The organism is Streptomyces sp. NPDC047117 (assembly GCF_040643545.1).
In the GTDB taxonomy this organism is placed as follows: domain Bacteria; phylum Actinomycetota; class Actinomycetes; order Streptomycetales; family Streptomycetaceae; genus Streptomyces.
This window is the reverse complement of record NZ_JBEYUN010000019.1, coordinates 1-26,453: the sequence shown is the minus strand read 5'-3', so window position 1 is coordinate 26,453 and position 26,453 is coordinate 1. Positions and strand designations below refer to the sequence as shown.

General features: G+C 71.8%; 8 protein-coding genes. 5 read left to right on the top strand and 3 right to left on the bottom strand.

The features are described from left to right. The first annotated feature begins 59 nt into the window (after nucleotides 1-59). The 5 genes from ABZ840_RS29885 to ABZ840_RS29865 all read left to right on the top strand — a co-directional run bounded on the left by ABZ840_RS29885 (nucleotide 60) and on the right by ABZ840_RS29865 (nucleotide 22,555). Complete coding sequence (locus ABZ840_RS29885; protein ID WP_361564532.1) at nucleotides 60-11,057, top strand: SDR family NAD(P)-dependent oxidoreductase; 10,998 nt, start codon at nucleotides 60-62, stop codon at nucleotides 11,055-11,057. 62 nt (nucleotides 11,058-11,119) lie between these two features. After that, nucleotides 11,120-15,898: a type I polyketide synthase gene (locus tag ABZ840_RS29880; RefSeq protein WP_361564529.1), complete on the top strand. Its 4,779-nt coding sequence runs from the start codon at nucleotides 11,120-11,122 to the stop codon at nucleotides 15,896-15,898. An 81-nt stretch (nucleotides 15,899-15,979) separates the two neighbouring features. Next, nucleotides 15,980-19,135 (top strand): beta-ketoacyl synthase N-terminal-like domain-containing protein, encoded by a 3,156-nt coding sequence (locus ABZ840_RS29875; RefSeq protein WP_361564526.1) that lies wholly within the window; start codon nucleotides 15,980-15,982, stop codon nucleotides 19,133-19,135. A 94-nt stretch (nucleotides 19,136-19,229) separates the two neighbouring features. Beyond that, entirely contained in the window at nucleotides 19,230-21,713 is a 2,484-nt protein-coding gene (locus ABZ840_RS29870; protein WP_361564524.1) for a glycoside hydrolase family 3 C-terminal domain-containing protein, read from the top strand. Between the two features lie 95 nt (nucleotides 21,714-21,808). Continuing rightward, nucleotides 21,809-22,555 carry a 3-oxoacyl-ACP reductase family protein gene (locus tag ABZ840_RS29865; protein ID WP_361564521.1) on the top strand — a complete coding sequence of 249 codons (747 nt, stop codon included), beginning with the start codon at nucleotides 21,809-21,811 and terminating at the stop codon, nucleotides 22,553-22,555. An 84-nt stretch (nucleotides 22,556-22,639) separates the two neighbouring features. Here the strand turns inward: ABZ840_RS29865 and ABZ840_RS29860 are convergent, their stop codons facing one another. From ABZ840_RS29860 to ABZ840_RS29850, 3 genes are all read right to left on the bottom strand, one after another. Continuing rightward, nucleotides 22,640-23,566, bottom strand: a complete 927-nt coding sequence (locus tag ABZ840_RS29860; RefSeq protein WP_361564519.1) for a LysR substrate-binding domain-containing protein — start codon at nucleotides 23,564-23,566, stop codon at nucleotides 22,640-22,642. A gap of 46 nt (nucleotides 23,567-23,612) precedes the next feature. Continuing rightward, on the bottom strand, nucleotides 23,613-24,983 hold the full coding sequence (locus ABZ840_RS29855; RefSeq protein ID WP_361564517.1) for an MFS transporter: 1,371 nt from the start codon (nucleotides 24,981-24,983) through the stop codon (nucleotides 23,613-23,615). Nucleotides 24,984-25,111: 128 nt separating this feature from the next. Beyond that, on the bottom strand, nucleotides 25,112-26,453 hold a 1,342-nt coding region (locus tag ABZ840_RS29850), incomplete at its 5' end, for an aspartate ammonia-lyase (RefSeq protein WP_361564514.1).

Here is a 26,453-nt window from a genome sequence, read left to right as displayed (position 1 = left end):
CCACCCGCACCCGACCACTCACCGACTGTTGTTCCAGATCCAGCCAGAAGGAAGCGCACGTGTCCTCTGCAGCGCCCGCCAGCAACGAAGAGAAGCTTCGCGAGTATCTCCGCCGCGCCATGACGGACCTTCATGAGGCACGCGAACGGGTCCGTCAGGTCGAGTCGAGCCGCCATGAGCCCATCGCCATCGTGGGGATGGGCTGCCGCTTCCCGGGCGGGGTGACCTCGCCCGAGGGCCTGTGGGACCTGGTGGCCTCGGAGACGGACGCCATCTCGCCGTTCCCGGTGGACCGTGGCTGGGACGTGGCGGGGATTTACGACCCGGAGCCCGGCCGGCCGGGCCGTACGTACAGCCGCGAGGGTGGATTCCTGCACGACGCGGGCGACTTCGACGCCGCCTTCTTCGGCATCTCGCCCCGTGAGGCAATGGCGATGGACCCGCAGCAGCGGCTGCTGCTGGAGACGTCCTGGGAGGCGCTGGAGCGGGCCGGCATCGACCCGCACACCCTGCGCGGCAGCCGCACCGGCGTCTACGCCGGGGTGATGTACCACGACTACGGCACTTCGGTGGCCGACGGCGCCGAGGACGAGGTGGCCGGTTTCCTCGGCACCGGCACCTCCGGCAGCGTCTTCACCGGCCGCGTCTCGTACACGCTGGGCTTCGAGGGCCCGGCGGTGACGGTCGACACGGCCTGCTCCTCCTCCCTCGTAGCACTCCACCTGGCGGTGCAGGCACTGCGCAACGGAGAATGCGACCTCGCGCTGGCGGGTGGCGTCACGGTCATGGCCGGTCCCGGTACGTTCGTGGAGTTCTCGCGGCAGCGGGGGCTGGCGGCGGACGGACGCTGCAAGGCATTCTCCGACACCGCCGACGGAACGGGCTGGAGCGAAGGCGCCGGCGTACTCGCCGTCGAACGACTCTCCGACGCCCTACGCAACGGCCACCGCATCCTCGCCGTGGTACGCGGCACCGCCGTCAACCAGGACGGCGCCAGCAACGGACTCACCGCACCCAACGGCCCCTCACAACAACGCGTCATCCGACGCGCCCTGGAAAACGCCGGCCTGAGCACCGGCGATGTGGACGCGGTCGAGGCCCACGGCACCGGCACCCGCCTCGGCGACCCCATCGAAGCCCAGGCGCTGCTGGCCACGTACGGGCAGAATCGCCCGGCCGAACAGCCACTCTGGCTGGGCTCGCTCAAATCCAACATCGGACATGCCCAGGCCGCCGCGGGGGTGGGTGGCATCATCAAGATGGTGATGGCCATGCAGCACGGCCAGCTGCCCCGCACCCTGCACATCGACCAGCCGTCCTCCCAGGTCGACTGGTCGGCAGGCGCGGTCTCACTGCTCACCGAGCCGACGACCTGGCCCGCACTGGACCGCCCCCGCCGCTCCGCCGTCTCCTCCTTCGGCGTCAGCGGCACCAACGCCCACGTCATCCTCGAACAGGCACCGGAACCGGAAACGACCGACGAGCCGGAGAACGTACGGACGCTCGGCACGGTGCCGGTCGTTGTCTCGGCGCGGAGCGGCGAGGCACTGCGTGACCAGGCGCGGCAGCTGGCCGACCTGGTGGACGCGTCGAGCGTGCTGGACCTGGGCTACTCGACCGCAGTGTCGCGCTCGGCCTTCGAGCACCGGGCAGTGGTACTGGCCGAGAACGCGGCGGCACTGCAGGCCGGCCTGGAGTCGATCGCCACGGACGAACCCTCCACGGATGTCGTCACCGGTGCGGTGGCTGGTGACGCCGGCCAGACAGTCTTCGTGTTCCCGGGGCAGGGAACGCAGTGGGTCGGCATGGCCGTCCAACTGCTTTCCGAATCACCGGTGTTCGCCGCCTCCATGGCACGCTGCGAGGACGCACTGAACGGCCTGGTCGACTGGAAACTCACCGACATCCTCACCGACGAAGACGCCCTGCAACGCGTCGACGTCGTCCAGCCCGCCTGCTTCGCCGTCATGATCTCCCTCGCCGAGCTGTGGAAGTCCCTCGGCGCCACCCCGGACGCGGTCATCGGCCACTCCCAGGGCGAAATCGCCGCCGCCGTCGTCTGCGGCGCCCTGACGCTCGAAGACGGCGCCCGCATCAGCGCCCTGCGCGCCCAGATCATCGGACGACAGCTCGCCGGACACGGCGGCATGGCCTCCATCGCCCTGCCCGCGACGGAAGTTGACCAGCGCATCGCAAGCAGCTGGACCGGACGCCTCCACATCGCCGCCATCAACAGCCCCACCTCCACCGTCATCGCCGGCGACCCCGACGCCCTCACCGAAATGGTCGCCGCCTGCGACACCGAGGACATCCGGGCCCGCACCATCGCCGTCGACTACGCCTCCCACTCCACCCACGTCGAAACCATCAAGGACGAACTCCTCAACGCCTTGGACGGCATCCGCCCCCAGCCGTCAACGATCCCCTTCTACTCCACCGTCGACGCCGCCCCGATCGACACAACCACCCTCGACGCCGGCTACTGGTACCGCAACCTCCGCCAGACCGTCCGCTTCCACGACACCGTCCAACACCTCCAAGCCGACGGCCACACTCTCTTCATCGAGGCGAGCTCCCACCCCGTCCTCACCCCCGTCCTCCCCGACGACATCACCGCCATCGGCACCCTGCGCCGCAACGAAGGCACCCTCCGACGCTTCCTCACCCACGCCGCCGAAGCCTTCACCCACGGCGCCCCCATCCAATGGCCCACCCTCTACGACAACACCGGCGCCCACCCCACCGACCTCCCCACCTACCCCTTCCAACGCCAGCACTACTGGCTGGAGTCCGCCCAGGTCTCGCAGGATTCTCTCTCCTACCACGTCACCTGGAAGCACCTGCCGTTCACGGAACCGGCACGCCTCACCGGCCACTGGATACTGCTCTCCCCCACCGGTGAGAGCACTGCCCGCGCAACCGGCCTGGCCGAGGCACTCGCCACCCACGGCGCCACTGTCACCCACCTCCCCGTCGACCCCGCCACTGACCGCGGCGCACTCACCACCCTCCTCACCGAGGCGAACGCCACGGCCTGCACCGGCATCGTCTCCCTCCTCGGTCTGACCGCCACTCTCGCTCTGACGCAGGCCCTCGGCGACACCGATCCCAAGGCCCCGCTCTGGACCCTCACCCAAGGTGCCGTCGCCATCGCCCCCGGCGAGATCCCCGACCCCGAAGCCGCCCAGCTCTGGGCCTTCGGACGCGTCGCCGCCCTCGAACACCCCGACCACTGGGGCGGACTCATCGACCTCCCCCACGCCCTCACCCCCCAGACCACCCGCCACCTCGCCCAAGCCCTCACCCACACCACCACCGAAGACCAGATCGCCCTCCGCCCCTCCGGCGCCTACGGCCGTCGCCTCGTACGCGTACCCGCACGCACCGCCCACGAGAAGTGGCGGGCCAGCGGCACGGTGCTGCTCGTGGGGGACACCGAGCCCGTGGCCGAACGGCTCGTACCGCAGCTGCTCGCGGAGGGCGCCGAGCGGGTGGTCCTCGCCGACCCGGCGCTCACCGAGCTGCCCGCAGCACTGTCGGAGCTCGCCCCGCGCACGGCCGTCGCCACCGGCACCGATGTGACGGACCGCGCGTCCCTCGCCGCCCTGCTCGACAAGCACTCCCCCACCTTGGTCGTGATCGCTCCGCCTCAGGTGGCGCTCGCTCCCCTGGCGGAGACGACCCCCGCCGACTTCGCGGCGGCCGTCGCCGCCAAGACGGCCACCGCCACCCATCTCGACGCGCTGCTGACTCCGGGCGAGGGCGGTGATGAGGGCTACCGAGCGGCGGCCGACGTCCCCGGGTTCGTCGTCTTCTCGTCCGTGTCCGGGGTGTGGGGCGGCGCCCGCCAGGGCGCGTACGCCGCCGGCACCGGCCATCTCGACGCGCTGGCCGAGCGCCGTCGTGCCCGCGGGCTGCCGGCCGTCTCCGTGGCGTGGACGCCCTGGTCCGGCGGTGTGACCGCCGAGGGGACCGACGCCGAGTCGATGCGCCGTTACGGCATCGTCCCGCTGGAGCCGGGGGCAGCGCTCGCCGAGCTGGAAAAGGCACTGGGACGCGGTGCGGGCTCGGTCGCCGTCGCTGATGTCGACTGGGAGCGGTTCCTCACGTCGTTCACTTCCGTGCGGCCCAGCGCCCTCTTCGACGAGCTGCCCGACGCCCGCCGGATGCGGGGCACACAGACCGCGGCCCCCACCGAGGCGGGCTCCGGCGACGTGCTGCCCGACGGCAGCACTGAGCTGGCCCGCACGCTGCGCGCCCTGCCCATCGGCGAGCGGCACAAGACCCTCATGGACCTGGTCGTCTCGCATGTGGCCGTGGTGCTCGGTGCGGGTTCGGCGGCGGCCGTGGAACCGGACCGGGCATTCAGGGACATCGGCTTCACCTCCATGACCGCCGTCGAACTGCGCAACCGTCTCAAGGAGGCCACCGGCCTCACCCTCCCCGCCTCCCTCGTCTTCGACCACCCCAACCCGCGCGCTCTGGCCGACCATCTGCGCACCGAGCTGCTCGGCGAGGAAGAGGTTCCGGCAGAGAGCGTCCGCGCGGCCACGCCCCACTCCGACGAGCCGATCGCCATCGTCGGTATGGCCTGCCGCTTCCCCGGCGGTGTCACCACTCCCGAAGAGCTGTGGGACCTGCTCTCCGAGGGCCGCGACGCCATCACGGACCTGCCGGACAACCGCGGCTGGGACCTGGCGGAGCTGTACGCCCCGGACGGCATCGGCCGCTCGTACGTCCGTGGAGGCGGATTCCTGCACGACGCGGGCGACTTCGACGCCGCCTTCTTCGGGATCTCGCCGCGCGAGGCCCTCGCCACGGACCCACAGCAGCGGCTCGTCCTGGAGCTCGCCTGGGAGTCCTTCGAACGGGCCGGGCTGCGCCCGACGGAGCAGCGTGGCACCCGCACCGGCGTGTTCATGGGCACCAACGGTCAGCACTACATGCCGCTGCTGCAGCGTGGCACGGAGACCTTCGACGGCCATCTCGGCACCGGCAACTCCGCCAGCGTCATGTCCGGCCGTATCTCCTACGTCCTGGGCCTGGAGGGCCCGGCGGTGACCGTGGACACGGCTTGCTCCTCCTCCCTCGTAGCGCTCCACCTGGCGGCGCAGGCACTGCGCAACGGCGAGTGCGACCTCGCGCTCGCGGGCGGCGCCACGGTGATGTCGTCGCCGGACCCGCTCGTGGAGTTCTCCGGGCAGCGCGCGGTGTCGCCGGACGGCCGCTGCAAGGCGTTCGGCGACTCCGCTGACGGCTTCGGCCCGGCGGAAGGCGCGGGTGTGCTGCTGGTCGAGCGGCTGTCGGACGCGGTACGCAACGGCCACCGCATCCTGGCCGTGGTCCGCGGCTCCGCCGTCAATCAGGACGGCGCCAGCAACGGACTCACCGCACCCAACGGCCCCTCACAACAACGCGTCATCCGACGCGCCCTGGAAAACGCCGGCCTGAGCACCGGCGATGTGGACGCGGTCGAAGCCCACGGCACCGGCACCCGCCTCGGCGACCCCATCGAAGCCCAAGCCCTGATCGCGACCTACGGCAAGGACCGCCCGACCGAACAGCCACTGTGGCTCGGCTCACTCAAATCCAACATCGGCCACACCCAGGCCGCCGCCGGCGTCGGCGGCATCATCAAAATGGTGCTGGCCATGCAGCACGGCGAACTGCCCCGCACCCTGCACGCGGAGCGGCCGTCCACGGAAATCGACTGGTCGGCGGGCACGGTCGCTCTGCTCAACGAACCGATGGCATGGCCCGAATTGGACCGGCCGCGGCGTACCGCGGTGTCCTCATTCGGGCTGAGCGGGACGAACGCGCACGTAGTGCTGGAGCAGGCACCGCACGACACCACCGAACGAGATGCCGCCGAGCGCGAGTTGAGCCCGGTCCCTGTCATCGTCTCCGGACGGGACAGCGGCGCCCTGCGCGACCAGGCCCGACAGCTCATCGACCACATCGACGACACCACCCGACTGCTGGACCTCGGCTACTCCACCGCCACCTCCCGCTCGGTCTTCGAACACCGAGCCGTGGTCCTCGCCGACAACCACGCCTCCCTGCGAACCGGCCTGGAAGCCGTAGCAGCCGGACAAGCCCCACTGACCGGGCAGGCTTCCGGAAACCCCCGAACGGTGCTTCTCTTCCCCGGGCAGGGCACCCAATGGGCCGGCATGGCCGCCCAGCTTCTGGATGAATCCCCCGTCTTCGCCGCCACCATGGCGCGGTGTGAGGCGCTGCTCGCCGAGCACCTGGACTGGAAACTCACCGACCTCATCCGGCAGACCGACGACGCACCCTCGCTGGAACGCGAGGACGTCGTCCAACCCGCCTGCTTCGCCGTCATGATCTCCCTCGCCGAAGCATGGAAGTCCCTCGGCATCACCCCGGATGCCGTCATCGGACACTCCCAGGGCGAAATCGCCGCCGCCGTGGTCTGCGGCGCGCTCACGCTCGAAGACGGCGCCCGCATCATCGCGCTGCGCGCCCGCCTCATCGAACGCCACCTCGCCGGCCACAGCGGCATGGTCTCCCTCGCCCTGCCCCTCACCGAGGTCGAGCAGCACATGCCCACCTGGGGTGACCGGCTCAGCATCGCCGTCACCGCAGGCCCCACCTCCACCGTCGTCGCCGGGCCCCTCGACCAGATCGACACCGTCCTCAGCGCCTGCGAGGCCGAAGGCATCCACGCCCGCCGCGTCCCCATCAGCTACGCCTCCCACACCGCCTACACCGAACCCATCCGCGACGAACTCCTCCACACCCTGGACGGAATCCGCCCCCAGCACGCGGCCATCCCCTTCTACTCCACCGTCGAAGCCGCCCCCATCGACACCACCACCCTCGACGCCACCTACTGGTACCAAAATCTCCGCCAGCCCGTCCGCCTCCACGAAACCGTCCAACGCCTCCAAACCGACGGCCACACCCTCTTCATCGAAACCAGCGCCCACCCCGTCCTCACCCCCGTACTGCCTGAAGGCATCACCGCCCTCGGCACCCTGCGCCGCAACGACGGCACACTCCGCCGCTTCCTCACCAACGCCGCCGAAGCCTTCACCCACGGCGCCCCCGTGCACTGGCCCGCCCTCTTCGACGGCACCGGTGCACGCGCCACCGACCTCCCCACCTACCCCTTCCAACGCCAGCACTACTGGCACAAGCCCCGCATGCTCCGCGGCGATGTCACCTCCTTCGGCATGTCGGCGGCGGACCACCCGCTGCTCGACGGCGGCGTGGAGCTGCCCGACGGTGACGGGTACCTCTACACCGCGCGGCTCGGCGCCGAGGCTCAGCCGTGGCTGCGGGATCACACCCTGCTCGGCACACCGTTGATGCCGGGTGCCGCCTTCGCCGACCTCGTGCTCTGGGCCGGCCGCCAAACCGGCTGCGAGCTGGTCGAGGAGCTGACGCTGGCCGCGCCACTGCTGCTGCCGGACAACGGCGCGGTACGGCTGCGACTCGTCGTCGGCGCGGCGGACGGCGAGGGACGCCGTACCGTGACCGTGCACTCCCGGCCGGAGACCGGTCAGGAGCAGGCGGCGGAGCCGGGGCAGGCGGACTCCTGGACGCAGCACGTCCAGGCGCTCGTTGTGCCCGCCGACGACGTAAAGCCCGGCTCCCTTGCCTGGCCGGGGGCTTCGGAATCCGACGGCACCGCCTTCAGCCCCGCGGACTTCTACGCCTCCTTCGCCGAGCGCGGCTACACCTACGGCCCGCTGTTCCAGGGCGTCGAGGCGGGGCATGGCGACGGCACCGCGGCCTACTCCGAGGTGGCCGTCCCGGCGGGGGCAGCGGAGGTCGGCACCGACCGGTTCAGTATTCATCCGGCGCTGCTGGACGCCGCGGTACAGACGATGAACCTCGGCTCGTTCTTCCCCCGTGACGGCCAGGTCAGGATGCCTTTCACGCTGCGCGGCATCCGCCTCTACGCGACCGGGGCCGAGCGGCTGCGGGTGCGGGTCACGGTGGCCGGCGAGGATGCGGTGCGCATCGAGTGCGCCGACGTGGACGGGCGGCCGGTGTGCGTGATCGAGTCGCTTGCCGTACGGGCCGTGGCCGCGGAGCAGTTCCGGCTGCCCGCGCGCCCCGCGGAGGGCCTGGGGGACGGGATGCTGCACCGGCTCGAATGGCCCGCGCTGCCCATGTCCGCCGTGAGTGCCACGGACACGGCGCAGTGGGCGCTGGTCGGCGAGGACGTCTTCGGGCTGGCGGAGGGGTTGGGCGGGGCCGGTGTGCCGTTCACCGCCGTCACGTCTCTCACCGAAGCCGTACGGGACGATGCCACTGCCGTCATCGCCGTACCGGTCCCCCGCTCTCCCGCCACGGACCCCACTGCCGTACGCGGCGCCGTGCGGCAGGCTCTCGCGCTGCTGCAGGAGCTGCTGACGGCCGACACCGCTCAGCGGCTGGTGTTCGTCACCAGTGGCGCGGTGGCCGCCGGGCGCGACGACCGGCTCCAGGACCCGGTGGCGGCGGCCGTGTGGGGACTGGTGCGGTCCGCCCAGTCGGAGCAGCCGGACCGCTTCGTCCTCGTGGACCTGGCGGAGGGCCCGGTGGACGGTGCCGCCCTGACGGCCGCGCTGGAGTGCGGCGAGCCGCAGGTGGCGATCCGGGCGGGCAAGGTCCGTGTGCCGCGGCTGGCGACGGTGCCGGAGCGGGACGCCGAGGCCCTGCTGCCGCCGGCCGGCGCCCGGTCCTGGCAGCTGGTCGGCGGCTCCGGCACACTCTCGGAGCTGGCGCTGGTACCGACCGCGGCGGACACCGTGCCGCTCGGTCCGGGCCAGGTGCGGATCGCGGTGCGCGCCGCGGGCATCAACTTCCGTGACACGCTGATCGCCCTGGGCATGTACCCGGGCGAGGCCGTGATGGGCGCCGAGGGTGCCGGCGTGGTCACCGAGGTCGGCCCCGAGGTGGCCGGATTCGCCGTCGGCGACCGGGTGCTGGGCATGTGGACGGATGCCTTCGCGCCGTATGTCGTCGCCGATCACCGGATGGTGGCGCGGATGCCGCGTGGCTGGTCGTACGCCGAGGCCGCCTCCGTACCGGCTGTTTTCCTCAGTGCCTATTACGCGCTCAAGCACCTCGCCGGGCTGCGTCCCGGCCAGGCGCTGCTGGTCCACGCGGCGACCGGCGGCGTCGGTATGGCAGCGGTGCAGCTGGCCCGCCACTTCGGTGCCGAGGTGTACGGCACCGCCAGCCCCGGCAAGTGGGACGTGCTGCGGAAGCAGGGCCTGGACGACCGGCATATCGCCAACTCGCGGACCCTGGACTTCGCCGACCAGTTCCTGGAAGCGACCGGCGGGCGCGGCGTCGATGTCGTGCTGAACTCCCTGGCGGGCCCGTTCGTCGACGCCTCGCTGCGGCTGCTGCCGCGCGGCGGGCAGTTCGTGGAGCTGGGCAAGGCGGATGTGCGCGGCGCCGAGCAGATCGCCGCCGAGCATCCGGGCACCGGCTACCGGGTCCTTGAGCTGATGGAGCACGGCCCGGGGCTGATCGGCGAGATGCTCGGCGAGCTGCTGGAACTGTTCGAGCGGGGTGTGCTGCGGCTGCTGCCCGTGGCCCCGTACGACATTCGCGACGCCCGGAGCGCCTTCCGTACGCTCAGCCAGGCAGGGCACATCGGCAAGCTGGTGCTGACCATGCCGCCCGCCTTCGACGCGCACGGCACGGTGCTGATCACCGGCGGTACCGGGAATCTGGGCGGCACGCTCGCCCGGCACCTGGTGACCGAGCACGGTGTGCGGCATCTGTTGCTGACCAGCCGCCGCGGCGCGGACGCCGAGGGGGCCGGGGAGCTGGCCACGGAGCTGCGCGGGCTGGGTGCCTCGGTGACCGTCGCGGCCTGCGATGTCGCCGACCGTGCGGCGCTGCGCGAGCTGCTGGCCGCGGTACCGCGCGAGCACCCGGTCACGGCCGTGCTGCACGCGGCGGGCGTCCTGGACGACGGGGTCGTTGCCTCCCTCACCCCGGAGCGGGCGGAGCAGGTGCTGCGCCCCAAGGCCGATGCGGCGCTGCATCTGCACGAGGCGTCCCTGGACCCCGATCTGGGCCTGGATCTGTCAGTGTTCGTGCTGTTCTCGTCGGTCGCCGCCGTACTCGGCGGGCCGGGCCAGGGCAGTTACGCCGCCGCCAACGGCTTCCTGGACGCGCTGGCCCAGTACCGGCGCGACCGGGCGTTGCCGGGCCTGTCGCTCGGCTGGGGACTCGCGGGCAGCGGGCAGCTCACCGCGCACCTGGACACCGAGGAACTGCACCGGCGGATGGCGCGGGGCGGCCTGCTGCCGCTGTCCGAGGAGCAGAGCATGGCACTGTTCGATACCGCGCACCGCGTCGACGAGGCGTTCCTGGCGCCAGTGCGACTGAACACAGCGGCGCCGGTCGCCGGAGGAAACGTCTCGCCGGTTCTCCGGGACCTGCTGCAGGGCGCGGCGGGCACCCCGGGGCGCGGCGGTGGCGCGCCGGCCCGCCGGTCAGCGGGCGCGGTGGCGGTGGACGGCGCCGAGACGCTCGTCGAGCGGCTGTCCTCGCTCGGTGCGGCCGAGCAGCGGGAGCTGCTGCTGGACACCGTACGGACGCACGCCGCCGTGGTGCTCGGGCACACCGAGCCCGAGGGCATTCCCGGCGAGCGGGCGTTCAAGGATCTGGGCTTCGACTCGCTGACGTCCGTGGAGATGCGCAACCGGCTCGCCGCGGCGACCGGACAGCACTTGGCGGCGACGCTGGTGTTCGACCATCCCACGCCGGCGGCGCTGGCCGAGCATCTGCGCGAGCGGCTGGTCCCGGAGTCGGCACCGGAAGTGCCGCTGCTGGCCGAACTGGCCGGCCTGGAGGCGGTGCTCAAGGAGCTCGCGGCGGACGATGTGACCGCGCTCGCCCTCGATGACATCGCCCGACGGGAGATCTCCACTCGCCTCGCGGCGCTCGGCTCCCGCTGGAACGACCTCCAGGGCAAGGGAGCTCCGCAGGAGGAGGACCGTTCGATCGTCGAGGAGATCGACACCGCGGACGACGACGATCTCTTCGCCTTCCTCGACGAGAAGCTCGGCGGCTCCTGACCTGCCGCCCCGCCGGCCCTCGGGCCGCACCGACGATTTGTGACCAACGGGTGATGTGAGACATGGCCAACGCGACCGAACAGAAGCTCCGCGACTACCTGAAGCGGACCACCACCGAGCTCCACCGCGCCACCGAGCGCCTGAAGGACATCGAGCGCCGGCAGCACGAGCCGATCGCCATCGTCGGCATGGGCTGTCGCTTCCCGGGCGGGGTGACCTCGCCCGAGGGACTGTGGGACCTGGTGGCGTCGGGCACGGATGCCATCTCCCCCTTCCCGGTGAACCGCGGCTGGGACGTGGCCGGGCTCTACGACCCGGACCCCGACGCGGCCGGGCGCACCTACTCCCGCGAGGGCGGATTCCTGCACGACGCGGGCGAGTTCGACGCCGCCTTCTTCGGGATATCCCCCCGCGAGGCGCTCGCCATGGACCCGCAGCAGCGGCTGCTGCTGGAGACCTCCTGGGAGGCGCTGGAGCGGGCCGGCATCGACCCGCACACCCTGCGCGGCAGCCGCACCGGCGTCTACGTCGGCGCCTGGAACGGCGGTTACACCGACGAGGTCCGCCGCCCCAGCGCCGAACTCGAAGCCCAGATGCTCACCGGCGGCGTGGTCAGCTTCACCTCCGGCCGTATCTCCTACGTCCTGGGCCTGGAGGGCCCGGCCGCGACCGTGGACACGGCCTGCTCGTCCTCGCTGGCCGCATTGCACCTGGCCGTGCGGGCGCTGCGCCAGGGTGAGTGCGATCTGGCGTTGGCCGGCGGTGCGACGGTGATGGCGACCCCGGGCGTGTTCGTCCGCTTCGCGCGCCAGCGCGGGGTGGCGGCGGACGGCCGCTGCAAGGCGTTCGCCGACTCAGCGGACGGCTTCGGGCCCGGCGAGGGCGTGGGCATACTGGCGGTCGAACGGCTCTCGGACGCGGTACGCAACGGTCGCCGCATCCTGGCCGTGGTCCGCGGCTCCGCCGTCAACCAGGACGGCGCGAGCAACGGGCTGACCGCCCCCAGCGGCCGCGCCCAGGCCCACCTGATCCGGCAGGCGCTCGCCGATGCCGAGCTCACCGGCGACGATGTGGACGCGGTCGAGGCCCACGGCACCGGCACCCGCCTCGGCGACCCCATCGAGGCACAGGCACTGCTGGCGACCTACGGCAAGGGGCGGGCCGCCGACCGGCCGTTGTGGCTGGGGTCGCTCAAGTCCAACATCGGACATGCCCAGGCCGCCGCGGGGGTGGGTGGCGTCATCAAGATGGTGATGGCCATGCAGCACGGCCAGCTGCCCCGCACCCTGCACGTACAGCAGCCCTCCACCGAGATCGACTGGTCGTCGGGCGCAGTGGCACTGCTCGCCGAGCAGGTGACATGGCCGCACAACGGGCGCCCCCGCCGGGCTGGCATCTCCTCCTTCGGTGTCAGTGGCACCAACGCCCACGTCATCCTGGAACAGGCACCGGAACCGGAAACGACCGACGAGCCGGAGAACGTATGGACGCTCGGACCGGTGCCCGTCGTACTGTCCGGGCGGGACGGCGGTGCGCTGCGGGACCAGGCGCGGCGGCTGACCGGCCGGGTCGGTACGGCACGGCTGCTGGATCTCGGCTATTCAGCGGCCGTGTCCCGCTCGGTCTTCGAGCACCGGGCAGTGGTACTGGCCGAGAACGACACGGCACTGCGGGCCGGCCTGGAGTCAATCCTCACGGACCAGCCGTCCGTCGACCTCGTGTCCGGCGTCGCCGGGAACGCGCCTGGCAAGTCGGTCTTCGTCTTCCCGGGGCAGGGAACGCAGTGGGTCGGCATGGCCGTCCAACTGCTTTCCGAATCACCGGTGTTCGCCGCCTCCATGGCACGCTGCGAAGACGCACTGAACGGCCTGGTGGACTGGAAACTCACCGACATCCTCACCGACGAAGACGCCCTGCAACGCGTCGATGTCGTCCAGCCCGCCTGCTTCGCCGTCATGATCTCCCTCGCCGAGCTGTGGAAGTCCCTCGGCGCCGCCCCGGACGCTGTCATCGGCCACTCCCAGGGCGAAATCGCCGCCGCCGTCGTCTGCGGCGCACTGTCCCTCGAGGACGGCGCCCGCATCAGCGCCCTGCGCGCCCAGATCATCGGACGACAGCTCGCCGGACACGGCGGCATGGCCTCCATCGCCCTGCCCGCGACGGAAGTTGAGCAACGCATCGCAAGCAGCTGGACCGGACGCCTGCACATCGCCGCCATCAATAGCCCCACCTCCACCGTCATCGCCGGCGACCCCGACGCCCTCACCGAAATGGTCGCCGCCTGCGACACCGAGGACATCCGGGCCCGCACCATCGCCGTCGACTACGCCTCCCACTCCACCCACGTCGAAACCATCAAGGACGAGCTGCTCCAAGCTCTGGACGGCATCCATCCGCAGACCGCCAGCATCCCGTTCTACTCGACGGTCGACGCCGCCCCCATCGACACAACTGGGCTCGACGCCGACTACTGGTACCGCAACCTCCGCCAGACCGTCCGCTTCCACGACACCGTCCAACACCTCCAAGCCGACGGCCACACCCTCTTCATCGAGGCGAGCGCCCACCCCGTCCTCACCCCCGTCCTCCCCGACGACATCACCGCCATCGGCACCCTGCGCCGCAACGAAGGCACCCTCCGACGCTTCCTCACCCACGCCGCCGAAGCCTTCACCCACGGCGCCCCCATCCAATGGCCCACCCTCTACGACAACACCGGCGCCCACCCCACCGACCTCCCCACCTACCCCTTCCAACGCCAGCACTACTGGCTGGCACCGGACCGGGACGGCGACGGTCGGCGGCATCACGTCACGTGGAAGCACCTGTCGTTCACCGGTTCGGCGCGCCTGACCGGCCGATGGCTGCTCATCTCACCCACTGACCACAGTGCCGATCACCACACCGATCGCAACGGCGAACTCACCACTGACGTGGCTCAGGCGCTCACCTCCCACGGCGCCACCGTCACCCACCTCACCATCGACCCCACCACGGACCGCGGCGCACTCACCACCCTCCTCACCGAGGCGAACGCCACGGCCTGCACCGGCATCGTCTCCCTCCTCGGCACCGACGAGCTGCCGCACCCCGGCCACCCGGGCGTCGACCGCGCGACGGCCTCGACCATGCTGCTCGCCCAGACCCTCGCCGGCATGACCCAGGGCTCGAAGGTGCGGCTGTGGACCGTGACCCGCGGTGCGGTGGCGGTCTCCCCTGCCGAGCGGCCCTCCTTGGCCGGTGCGCAGGTGTGGGGCCTGGGCCGCTGCGTGGCCCTGGAACTGCCCGCGCTCTGGGGAGGTCTGGTGGATGTGCCGGGTGCTGCGGAAGCGGGCGTACGGATCGGGGAGCAGCTGGTCCAGGTACTGGCGGCGGCCGGCGGCGAGGACCAGGTCGCGCTGCGGACCTCGGGTGCGTACGGCCGCAGGCTGCTGCCCGCCACCGGCGCGCCGACCGGTGCCACGGGCTACACACCGCGCGGCACCGTGCTGGTGACCGGCGGTACGGGTGCGCTCGGCGGGCATCTGGCGCGCTGGCTGGCCCGTAACGGCGCCGAGCACCTCGTACTGATCGGACGGCGCGGCAAGGAAACCCCCGGGGCCAGCGAACTCTCGGCAGATATTGAGGAGTTGGGCGCCTCGGTCACTGTGGCCGGCTGCGATGTGTCGGACCGGGACGCGCTGCAGGAGCTGCTGGCGTCGCTGCCCGCCGACCGGCCGCTGACGGCGGTCTTCCACGCCGCCGGTGTGCCGCACTCGGCCGCGCTGGCCGACACGGACGTGGAGACCTTGGCGCGGGTGCTGTCGGGCAAGGTCGCCGGCGCCCGCCACCTTCACGAGCTCACCCGGGATGGGGAGTTGGACGCGTTCGTGCTGTACGCGTCCGGGGCGGGGGTGTGGGGCGGCGGCGAGCAGAGCGCGTACGGCGCCGCCAACGCCGCGCTGGACGCGCTCGCCGAACGGCGCCGTGCCGAAGAGCTGCCCGCCACCTCGATCGCCTGGGGCCTCTGGGAGGGCGAAGGGATGGGACAGGAAGGCGCGGCGTTCCTCGGCTCGCTCGGGCTGCGGCCGATGGCGCCCGAGACCGCCCTGGCCGCGTTGCAGGAGACGCTGGACCGGGGCGAGACCTGTGCGACGGTCGTCGATGCCGACTGGTCCAGGTTCGCCCCCGCGTTCACCGCCTTCCGGCCGAGCCCGCTGATCGAGGAACTGCCCGGTGTCCGCACCACCGACGGGCCGGCCGCGCGTCCGGAGTCCGCCGGAACGCCCGCGGAGCACGGTGTGATGGCGCGGTTGCGGGGCGCTCCGGCCGCCGAGCGGCAGGAGATCCTGCTGGACCTCGTGCGGCGGCACGCCGCGGTCGCGCTCGGCCACCCGGGGCCCGAACACATCGACCCCGAGGGCGGGTTCCGGCAGCTGGGGTTCAGCTCGGTCACCGCGGTCGAGCTGGCCGCCAAGCTCGGCGCGGCGGTGGGCCGCACCCTCCCCGCCACCTTCGCGTTCGACCACCCCAACGCCCGGGCGGCGGCCGGCCGGCTCGACGAGCTGCTGGCCGTAGGGAAGGGCGACGAGGACGGTGCTGACCTGGAGGCCGAGGTCCGGCGGGCACTGCAGACCGTGCCGCTGGCCCGGCTGCGCGACGCCGGGCTGCTGGAGGGTCTGCTCGAACTCGCCGGGCTGCGTCCCGGGACGGCGGTCGCCGTCGCGGACGCCCCCGCCGGGTCCGGCACGGCCGCCGGGGACACCGAGTCCCACGCGAACAGGCTCGACACACTCGACGAGGTGGACGAGCTGGACGCCGAGTCCCTGGTGAACCTGGTGCTCGGCGGCCCCGATTCCTGAGCCGCCCGCCCGCTCCCTCCTCCCCCGCACGAACCCGGCTCGGCCGGCCGCCGGTCCGGACCCCAGCAAGGAGACCACTCCATGGCCCTCTCCCAGGACAAGGTGCTCGACGCCCTGCGCACCTCCGTCAAGGACGCCGAGCGTCTGCGCCGGCAGAACCACGACTTGGTGGCGGCCCGCCACGAGCCCATCGCGATCGTGGGCATGGCGTGCCGCTTCCCCGGCGGTGTCCGTTCGCCCGAGGACCTGTGGCAGCTGGTCACCTCGGGCACGGACGCGGTCGGCCCGTTCCCCGTCGACCGCGGCTGGGATCTGGCGGGGATCTACGACCCGGACCCGGCGGCGCACGGCAAGACGTACTGCCGCGAGGGCGGCTTCCTCCACGACGCGGGTGACTTCGATGCGGCGTTCTTCGGGATCGGCCCGCGGGAGGCCACGGTCATGGACCCGCAGCAGCGGCTGCTGCTGGAAACGTCCTGGGAGGCATTGGAGCGGGCCGAGCTGAGCCCGCGCTCGCTGCGCGGCAGCCGCACCGGCGTCTACGTGGGCGCGGCGCATCAGGGCTATCTCCCCACCGGCGCCGAAGGCTCCGGGCGGCTGCCGGAGGGGTCCGAAGGCTATCTGCTGACCGGCAACGCCGGGGCGGTGGTCTCCGGCCGGATCAGCTACGTCCTGGGCCTGGAGGGCCCGGCCCTGACCGTCGACACGGCCTGCTCGTCCTCGTTGGTGGCCCTCCATCTGGCGGTACAGGCACTGCGCCGGGGCGAGTGCGACCGGGCGCTGGCGGGCGGGGTGGCGGTGCTGGCCAACCCGGATGCGTATGTGGAGTTCGCCCGGCAGCGGGGGCTGGCGGCGGACGGCCGCTGCAAGGCGTTCGCGGACGCGGCGGACGGCACGGGCTGGGCCGAGGGTGTGGGTGTGCTCGTGGTGGAGCGGCTCTCGGACGCGGTGCAGGAGGGCCGCCGGATCCTGGCCGTGGTGCGCGGTACCGCGGTGAACCAGGACGGCGCGAGCAGCGGACTGTCGGTACCCAACGGCCCCTCCCAGCAGCGCGTCATCCGGCAGGCGCTGGCCGACGCGCAACTGAGCGCGGACCAAGTGGACGCGGTGGAGGCGCACGGCACGGGCACCCGGCTCGGCGACCCCATCGAAGCCCAGGCGCTGCTGGCCACGTACGGGCAGGAGCGTCCGGACGAACGGCCGCTGTTGCTCGGCTCGTTGAAGTCCAACATCGGTCACGCCCAGGCCGCTGCGGGCGTCGGCGGCATCATCAAGATGGTGCTGGCCATGCAGCACGGCGAACTGCCCCGCACCCTGCACGTGGACGCCCCCACGCGGCATGTGGACTGGTCCGCCGGGCAGGTGCGACTGCTCACCGAGGCGGTGCCGTGGCCCGGGACGGGTGCGCCCCGGCGGGCCGCGGTGTCCGGCTTCGGAGTCAGCGGCACCAACGGCCATGTCGTACTGGAGCAGGCGCCGGCAGCCGTTCCTGGAGCCGAGCGGCCGGCCGGTACGGCGCGGCCGGCGCTGGTGCCCTGGGTACTCTCGGGCCATACCGAGGCGGCACTGCGCGACCAGGCCCGGCAACTGTCCGACCACCTGGCGCGCCACCCGCAGCTGGACCCGCTGGACATCGCCTACTCCCTGGCCACCACCCGCAGCGCCCTGGGGCACCGCGCGGCGATCCTCGTCGAGTGCACGGGGCCGGGCGGGCAGCGGGTGAGCGCCGATGCCGCTACGGCGCGGCTGCTGGAAGTGGCAGAGGCGTCGGGCAGACGCGGGTCCGGGGGCGCCGTCCTCGGCGCCCCCGGACCGCGCGAGGAGGGCGGCGACGCCCTCGCCGTCGCCCTCGCCGAGGACTTCGCACGTGGCGCGGAGGTGGACTGGTCGCGGTTGTTCGACGGCACGGGAGCACGCCGGGTCCCGCTGCCCACCTACGCTTTTCAGCACCGGCGTTTCTGGCTGCCGGCCAACGGTGCGCAGACCTCGGGCCCGGCGTCCGGGGACACCCAGGATTCTCCTGCCCGCACGGCCGCCGAAGCGCCTGCTGCTGAGCTTTCGGCCACCCCGGCAGGCCCCGTGGACTCCACCGCCCCGGCGGCCCTGAGCCCCGACGAGCTGCTGACCCTGGTCCGTACGGAGGCCGCCACCGCGCTCGGCCATGCCGCGCTCGACGACGTACCGGCCGACTCGGGCTTCGACGAGATCGGCTTCGACTCGCTCGCCGCCATCGAGCTCACCGCCGCCCTCTCCGGTGCCGTGGGCACCGAGGTCCCCACCTCCGCCGTTCTGGAGCACCCCACCCCGCAACAGCTGGCCGACCACCTGACCGCCCTCCTGGCCACGGCACCCGCAGCGGACGCCGGCCAGGATGCCAACGGCCCGCGGCCCACCCAGGAGTCCGGCCTGGTGACGATGTACCGGCGGGCGCTGCGGTTGCGCCAGGGCGAGGAGGTCGTGGCGGCGCTGGCCGCGCTCTCCGCGTTCCGGCCCACCTTCCCCGCCGATGAGACAGCGGGGCCGCGCACGGCCGCCGAATGGCAGCAGGCCCCGGTGCCCCTGACCGCGGGCCGCGGCCCCGGCCCGGAGCTGATCTGCTGCTCGGGCACCGCGGCGGCATCGGGCCCGGAGGAGTTCACCGCCCTGGCAGCCGCCCTGGACGGCCGACTGAAGGTATCGGCACTGCGTCAACCCGGCTTCGGTGACGCCGAGTTGCTGCCCGGATCGCTGGACATCCTGCTCGACGCACAGGCCGACGCCGTACTACGGCACACCCAGGGCGCGCCCTACGCCCTGTTCGGCCACTCCATGGGCGGCTCGCTGGCACACGCGCTGGCGCTGCGCCTGGAGGAGCGCGGTGACGGGCCCGTCGCACTGGTGCTGGCGGACGTGTATCTGCCCAGCGCGCCCGGGGCGATGGCCGTGTGGCGCAACGCGATGCTCGACTGGGTCATGGAGCGGTCAGTGGTGACTGTCGACGACACCCGGCTCACCGCCATGGGCGCGTACAACGAGATGCTCCTGCCGTGGGCGCCGAGCCCGACGAAGGCGCCGGTGCTGTTCGTGCGGGCGAGCGAGCCGATGGAGCCGTGGGCGGGCGAACCGGGCGGCTGGCGGGCCCGCTGGGACGGCGGCGAGCACACCGCCGTCGACGCCCCCGGCACTCACCTCACGATGATGACCGAGCACGCCCGCGCCACCGCCGACGCCGTGCACCGCTGGCTCGGTGACCTGTGAGCACCTCGCCCCGGGCCCACCCCGGACCGCAGTCCGGGGCCGTACTTCGCCCGTAGACCCATGTGACGCCGTAGACCAAGGACAGGAACTGATCGTGCTGTTGCCCAGAAAACACCGGCAGGGCGCCGGGCCCCGGCCACGCGGCCGGGCCGGCCGCCTCCTGACGCACGCGCTCGCCGCCGTGTGCGCCACCACCCTGCTCACCGCCCCGGCCGCCGACGCCGCGCCCCAGGAGGGCTCGGCGCGGGTGCGCGCTCTGGTGGCCAAGATGACGCTCGACGAGAAGATCTCGTTCGTGCACTGGACCACGGGCCCGAAGAACGGCCCGACGACCAAGGGCATCGGCTATCTGCCGGGCGTCCCGCGACTGGGCGTCCCCGCACTGCGGACCGCCGACGGCCCGGCCGGCATCCGGCTGCTGGGCCGCACCGCGACCGCGATGCCCACACCCGTGGCGCTCGCCGCCACCTTCGACGACCGCCTCGCGGGCGAGTACGGCAAGGTACTGGGCCGCGAGGGCCGCGCGCTGGGCCAGGACAATGTGCTGGCCCCGATGACGAACATCATCCGGGTGCCCTACGCGGGACGGAACTTCGAGACGTTCAGCGAGGACCCGCTGCTGTCTTCCCGGATGGCCGCCGGCGAGATCAGCGGCATCCAGGGACAGGGCCTGATGGCCACGGTCAAGCACTTCGCGGCCAACAATCAGGAGCGGGACCGCATGACGGTCGACGCCTCCGTCGATGAACAGACACTTCAAGAAGTGGAGTTGCCCGCCTTCCGCAGCGCGGTGAAGGCCGGCGCCGCCTCCGTGATGTGCGCGTACAACAAGGTCAACGGCGCGCACTCGTGCAGCAACGACGGCCTGCTGCAAGGGGTGCTGCGCGAGCAGTGGAACTTCCGCGGCTGGGTGATGTCCGACTGGCTGGCCACCCACGCCACCTCCGACATCACCAAGGGCCTGGACCAGGAGCTGGGCATCGACCTGCAGCTCGGCGAGCCCGTACCGCCCTCGAAGTACTTCGACGCCGAACTGAAGGCCGCCATCGCGAAGGGCACCATCCCCGAGGCCACCCTCGACCGGTCCGTGATCCGCATCGTCGGCCAGATGGAAAGCTTCGGACTGCTCGGTCAGGGCACGCCCCGCCCCGAGCGCGATCCGCAGGCCGGCCGCGCGGCGGCCCGTACCATCGCCGAGAAGGGCGGGGTACTGCTGCGCAACGAGAACAGCACCCTCCCGCTGTCGGACCGGGACACCGGTGACATCGCGGTCATCGGCAACAGCGCCAAGTACCCCAAGGTGTCCGGCGACGGCAGCTCCCATGTCGTGCCCGACCGGGCCACCGCCCCGGTGGACGCATTGCGGCAGCGGGCGGGCCAGGGCACCTCGGTGACGTACGAGCCCGGCGAGGACCGGGTCGGCACCCCGCTGCCCGGCTCCGCGCTCAGCCCCGCGTTCACCAACGGCAAGCAGCTGGACCCGTTGGAGAAGGGCACGTTCTACGAAGGCAAGCTGACCGTGCCGGCCGAGGGCGACTACACCTTCGCCTTCAAGGTCATGGGCGGGGTCGCCAACCTCCACATCGGCGACCAGCCGATGATCCTGGGCACGGAGAACTTCGGCACGGTCTCCACCAAGGTGCATCTGACCAAGGGAACCCACTCCGTCACCATGAACGGCTGGGCCTGGGAGGACACGCCGCTGACCGCCGATCTGACCTGGGTCACCCCCGAGCAGGCCCGGACCGACTTCGACCGAGCAGTGTCGGCCGCCGCCAAGGCCCGTACCGCGATCGTCTTCGCCCATGACGACGGCACCGAGGGCGTGGACCGCGAATCCCTGTCCCTGCCGGGCCGGCAGGACGAGCTGATCGCGGCGGTGGCCAAGGTCAACCCCCGCACCGTGGTCGTCCTCAACACCGGCTCCGCCGTCCTGATGCCCTGGCTGCGCGACACCGCCGCGGTCCTGGAGATGTGGTATCCGGGGCAGGAAGGCGCCGAGGCCACCGCCTCGTTGCTGTACGGCGACAGCGCCCCCAGCGGCCGGCTCACCCAGACCTTCCCGGCGAGCGAGACCGCCCATCCCATGGCCGGCGACCCGCACCGCTACCCCGGGGTGGACGGCAAGCAGACCTACTCCGAAGGGCTCAAGGTCGGCTACCGCTGGTACGACGACACGGGCGTGGCCCCGCTCTTCCCCTTCGGCCACGGCCTGTCGTACACCTCCTTCGACCAGCGCGACCTGGACGTGCGGCGCACCGAAGCGGGCCTGACGGCCACGGTGACCGTACGCAACACCGGGTCCCGCGCGGGCGAGGAGACCGTACAGCTCTACCTCGGCCCCAGCCCCGACACCACGGCACCTCAGGTGAAGAAGAAGCTCGCCGGCTACACCAAGGTCGCCCTGGCGCCCGGAGAGCAGCGCCGGGTCACGGTCACCGTCGACGAGCAGCAGCTGCGGTACTGGGACTCCACCGTGCACGACTGGCGGCTGGGTACCGGTGAGCGCACCGTCCAGGTGGGCTCGTCCTCGGCGGACCTGAAGGCGTCGCGCACCGTCACCGTACAGCCGCAGTGAGCGCATGATGACCGGCTTCATCGGCGCGTACTGACCGTCCGCGGCGGGGGCGGGCCATCCCGCCCCCGCCACACTCCCCACGTTCAGGAACATTCATGGAATTCGCAGGTCAGGTAGCATTCGTCACCGGCGCGGCCCGGGGCATCGGCCGGGCCATCGCCCTCCGGCTGGCCGAGGCCGGCTGCGACATCGCCCTGAACTACCGCAGTTCGGCGGCACAGGCTCAGGACGTGGCCGAGCGCATCGCCGCGCTGGGCCGCCGGGTCGAGCTGTTCCCCGGCGACCTCGCCCGCCCCGAGGTGCCCGGGCAACTGGCCGGGGCGGTGATCGAGGCGTTCGGCCGGATCGATGTCCTGGTGAACAACGCGGGCATCGGCCGCGACAAACTGCTGCTGTCGATGGACGCCGACGACATCAACGAGGTCATCGCCACCAATCTCATCGGCCCCATGCTCCTGACGCAGGCCACCGCGCTCACCATGGTGCGGCAGCGGTCGGGCCGGATCGTCAATGTCTCCTCCGCCGCGGCGGCCAAGCCCGGCAAGGGGCAGTCCAACTACGCCGCTTCGAAGGGCGGCCTGGAGGCGTTCACCAAGGCCATGGCCGTCGAACTGGGCTCCCGCGGGATCCTGGTGAACGCGGTGGCCCCCGGGATCACCAGGACGGACCTGACCGAGCGGCTGATCGACGGGGCGGGGTCCGAGCTGCTGGGCCGGCAGGTGGTCGGCTCGTTCGCCGAGCCCGAGGCGGTCGCCGAGGCCGTGCTGTACCTGGCGAGCCCGCGCAACACCCACACCACCGGCACGGTCCTGGCCGTGGACGGCGGGCTGAAGATGCTCTGAGCGGTGTTCAGGAACAGCGGTTGCGCAGGCCGACAAGCGCCAGGGCGACGTGCGCGCCGACGAAGGCGTGGGGCAGCCCGCGGGTCACGCCCTGGCCGGGCGGGCGGCAATTTCTCGTAGCAGGTCCATCACCGCCCGGGCCCGGGTGGTCTGGGTCATGTCTGCGAGGGATGCGAGTTTGACTTTCAGTGGGGGGCTGCCGTCGCGTAGTTCCAGTTCCGCGATCTCGCCGCCGCCGTAGGTCTGGCTCGTCGCCGGCCGTTGGTTCAGTACGGAGTAGCCGAGGCCCCGGGCCACCAGGGAACGTACGGTCTCGTAGCTGCGGGTGCGGTAGCGGACATCGGGCGCGACGCCGGTGGCGGCCACCAGCGAGCGGAAGTAGTCGCGGCTGTGCGGCAGGTCGAGCAGGACGAGGGGCTCCGCCGACAGTTCGGCCAGCTCCACGGTGCCCTGCCCGGCCAGCGGGTGACCGGCCGGGACGATGACGTAGGCCGGGGCGGGCGCGATCGTTTCGCTGCGCAGGTTCAGCTCGGCGGACAGGCCGATGTCGTAGGTGAGGGCGAAGTCGATGCGTCCCGCGCCCAGCGCCTGGACGAGCTGGTCGGTCTCCCCTTCCACCACGTTGATCTCGATGCCCGGGTAGCGGTCGGTGCACTGGCTGAACAGGGGCGGCAGGTAGTACGGGGCCAGGGTCACGAAGCAGCCGACGGTCACCGGCCCGGAGATGGTCCCACCGTCTCCCCGGGCCTCCCGTTCGACCTCGCTCGCGCGGGCCAGCAGCTCCCGGGCATGCTGCCGCAGCCTCTCCCCCGCGGGCGTCAGGGTCAGTCCCCGGCCCCTGCGGCGGAGGAAGAGCTGCACGTGCAGGTCGCGTTCCAGGTTGTTGACGGCCGTGGACACGGCGGACTGTGCGATGTGCAGCTCCCCGGACGCCTCCGTCATCGACCCGCACTCGGCGGTGACGAGGAAGTAGCGGAGCTGAACGAGGGTGAAACCCATCAGTGGCGTCATACGTGACTGCCCCTTGCCCCTCGTTTTCCGTGTCCCGTGCCCGGCCTCATGCGGCAGGCGTCGCCTGCCGGGCCTCCGGAGACGCGTCGGAGACGTCCTCGGGACGCAGCAGGGCGGAACCCTTGGTCTCCTTGAGGGACAGTGCGGCGATGAGGCCGCCGACGGCGAACACCATCAGGTACGGGCCCGGTACCAGGGTGCTGCCCGTGGCCGAGATGAGCACGGTCATGACGTAGGGCACCGTGCCGGCGAACAGGGCGGCGGTGAGGTTGTAGGCGATGGACAGGCCGCTCTGGCGGGTGCGGGTGGGGAAGGTCTCCGCCGACCACACCGCGTACGTACCGAGGATCGCCGCGAGGATCACGCCGAGCAGCAGTCCGGCGGCCCAGGTTCCGGCGAGCCCGGCCCGCATGAGGAGGAAGGCGGGGGTGGAGACGACCAGGAGGGCCACGGTGGCTCCCACGAAGACCGGCTTGCGTCCCACCCGGTCGGAGAGGTGGCCGAACACCGGAACGAGCACCAGGCCCAGCAGTGAGATCACCGTGGACAGCAGGGCGGCGCTGTCGGCCGAGTGTCCCAGGTGGTCGGTCTCGTACGTGACCAGGTACGTCAGCACCATGTAGAAGGGCACGTGCATGGCCGTCATCAGGCCGGCCGCCTGGAGCAGCTGCCGCTTGTGGGAGCGGAACAGTTCCCGTACGGGGCTGCTCGGCACGGCGTCGTTGGCTTCGAGTGCCCGGTACTCCGGGGTGTCCTCGATCTTGTTGCGGATGATGACGCCGATGACGCCGAGCGGCGCGGAGACGAGGAAGGGGATGCGCCAGCCCCAGGAGGTCAGCTGGCCGTTGTCTAGGCCCGTGGACAGCAGCAGGAAGACGAAGGAGCCGGCGAGGAAGCCCAGCAGGGAGCCGACCTCCAGCCAGCTGACACCGAATCCGCGCCGGCGCCGCGGGGCGCTCTCGGCGAGGAAGCTCGCCGCACTGCCGAACTCGCCGCCCGCGGCGAAGCCCTGTACGAGGCGGAGGGCCACGAGGAGTATCGGGGCGGCGATCCCGATCGATGCGTAGCCGGGAAGCAGGCCGATGGTGAGGGTGGCGCCGGACATCATGAAGATGACCAGCGACAGGGTGCGCTTCCGTCCGATCTTGTCGCCGAGCGGACCGAACACCATGGCACCGATCGGTCGGATGCCGAACGACACGGCGAAGACACCGAACACGGCGAGCAGCCCGGTCGTACTGTCCTCGGCCGGGAAGAACACGGTCGCGACGGTACCGGCGAGATAGGCGTACGCGGCCCAGTCGAACCAGTGCACGAACACGCCGATGGCTCCCGCGACAACGCTTCTGCGCAGTGCGACAACATCGGTGGCCACCTCGGCCTCCGTCGTCGTGGCGTCCTTGCTGCAGGTGGGCATATGCACCTCCTTGTGGGGATGGGTGGAAGAGCCGGGGCGGTACGGATGCCGTCGGCGTCGTGTTCTCAGAGCGGTGGTGCTCTCAGAGCAGTGGTGTTCTCAAATCGGTGGTGCTCGCGGTCGTGCTCTCAGAGCGTGGGCAGGCCGGTCAGGGAGGCCGGGCTGGTGAGTACGCGGAGTTCGGCGTCGGTCAGCAGCTCGCGCTCACGTATCAGGTCGAGCGCGGGCGTACCGGTGTGGTGTGCCTCCAGTGCGATGGCGCAGGCGGTCTCGTAGCCGAGTGCGGGGCTGAGCGCGGTGACCAGTCCGGTGGAGGCGGCGACGGTCTCCGCGAGCCGGCGCCGGTTGGCGGTGATGCCGCGTACGCAGTGTTCGGTGAGGACCCCGATCCCCGCGGTGAGGTGGCCGAGGCCGGCGCTCAGACTCCGGTAGATGATCGGCTCGAAGGCGTTGAGCTGGAGCTGACCGCCCTCGGCGGCGAGGGTGACGGTCACGTCGTTGCCGATGATCTCGAACGCGATCTGGTTGACCGCTTCGGGGATCACCGGGTTCACCTTGCCCGGCATGATGGACGATCCCGCCTGGCGTGCCGGAAGGTCGATCTCGCCGAACCCCGCCTGCGGCCCCGAGGACAGCAGCCGCAGGTCGTTGCAGATCTTGGACAGCTTCACGGCGACGCGCTTGAGCACGCCGGACAACTGGACGAAGACCCCGACGTCCTGGGTGGCCTCGATGAGATCGGGCGAGGACACGAGCGTCGGAATCCCGGTGAGCCGGCGCAGGTGTTCCACCGCGCGTTCCCGGTAGCCCGGGCGGGCGTTGAGGCCGGTGCCGATGGCCGTACCGCCCAGGTTGAGCTCGTGCAGCAGCATGCGGGCCTCGCCGAGGCGCTGCTCGTCCTCCGCGAGGGTGGCGGCGAAAGCCCCGAACTCCTGACCCATCGTCATGGGCACGGCGTCCTGCAGCTGGGTGCGGCCCATCTTCAGCACATCGGCGAACTCGGCGGCCTTGGCCTCGAACGCCTCGCGCAAGCCGGCGAGCGCGTTGAGCAGTTCGGCGATGTGCGCGTCGAGTGCCAGCTTCACCGCGGTCGGATAGACGTCGTTGGTGCTCTGCCCGAGGTTGACGTGGTCCAACGGGTGCAGGGAGGAGTACTCGCCGCGGGGGCGGCCGAGCAGTTCCAGGGCCCGGTTGGCGATCACCTCGTTGGCGTTCATGTTGGTCGACGTGCCCGCGCCGCCCTGAATGAGGTCGACGACGAACTGCTCGCGCAACGCACCGTCACGGATCTCGGTGCAGGCGTCCGCGATCGCCGCTGCGCGTCGCTCGTCCAGGGCGCCCACCTCGGCGTTGGCGCGGGCCGTGGCGTGCTTGACCGCCGCCAGGGCACCGATCAGGTGGGGCCGTGCGGCGAGCGTCTCCCCGGTCAGCGGGAAGTTGGCCACCGCGCGCACCGTGTGCACTCCGTAG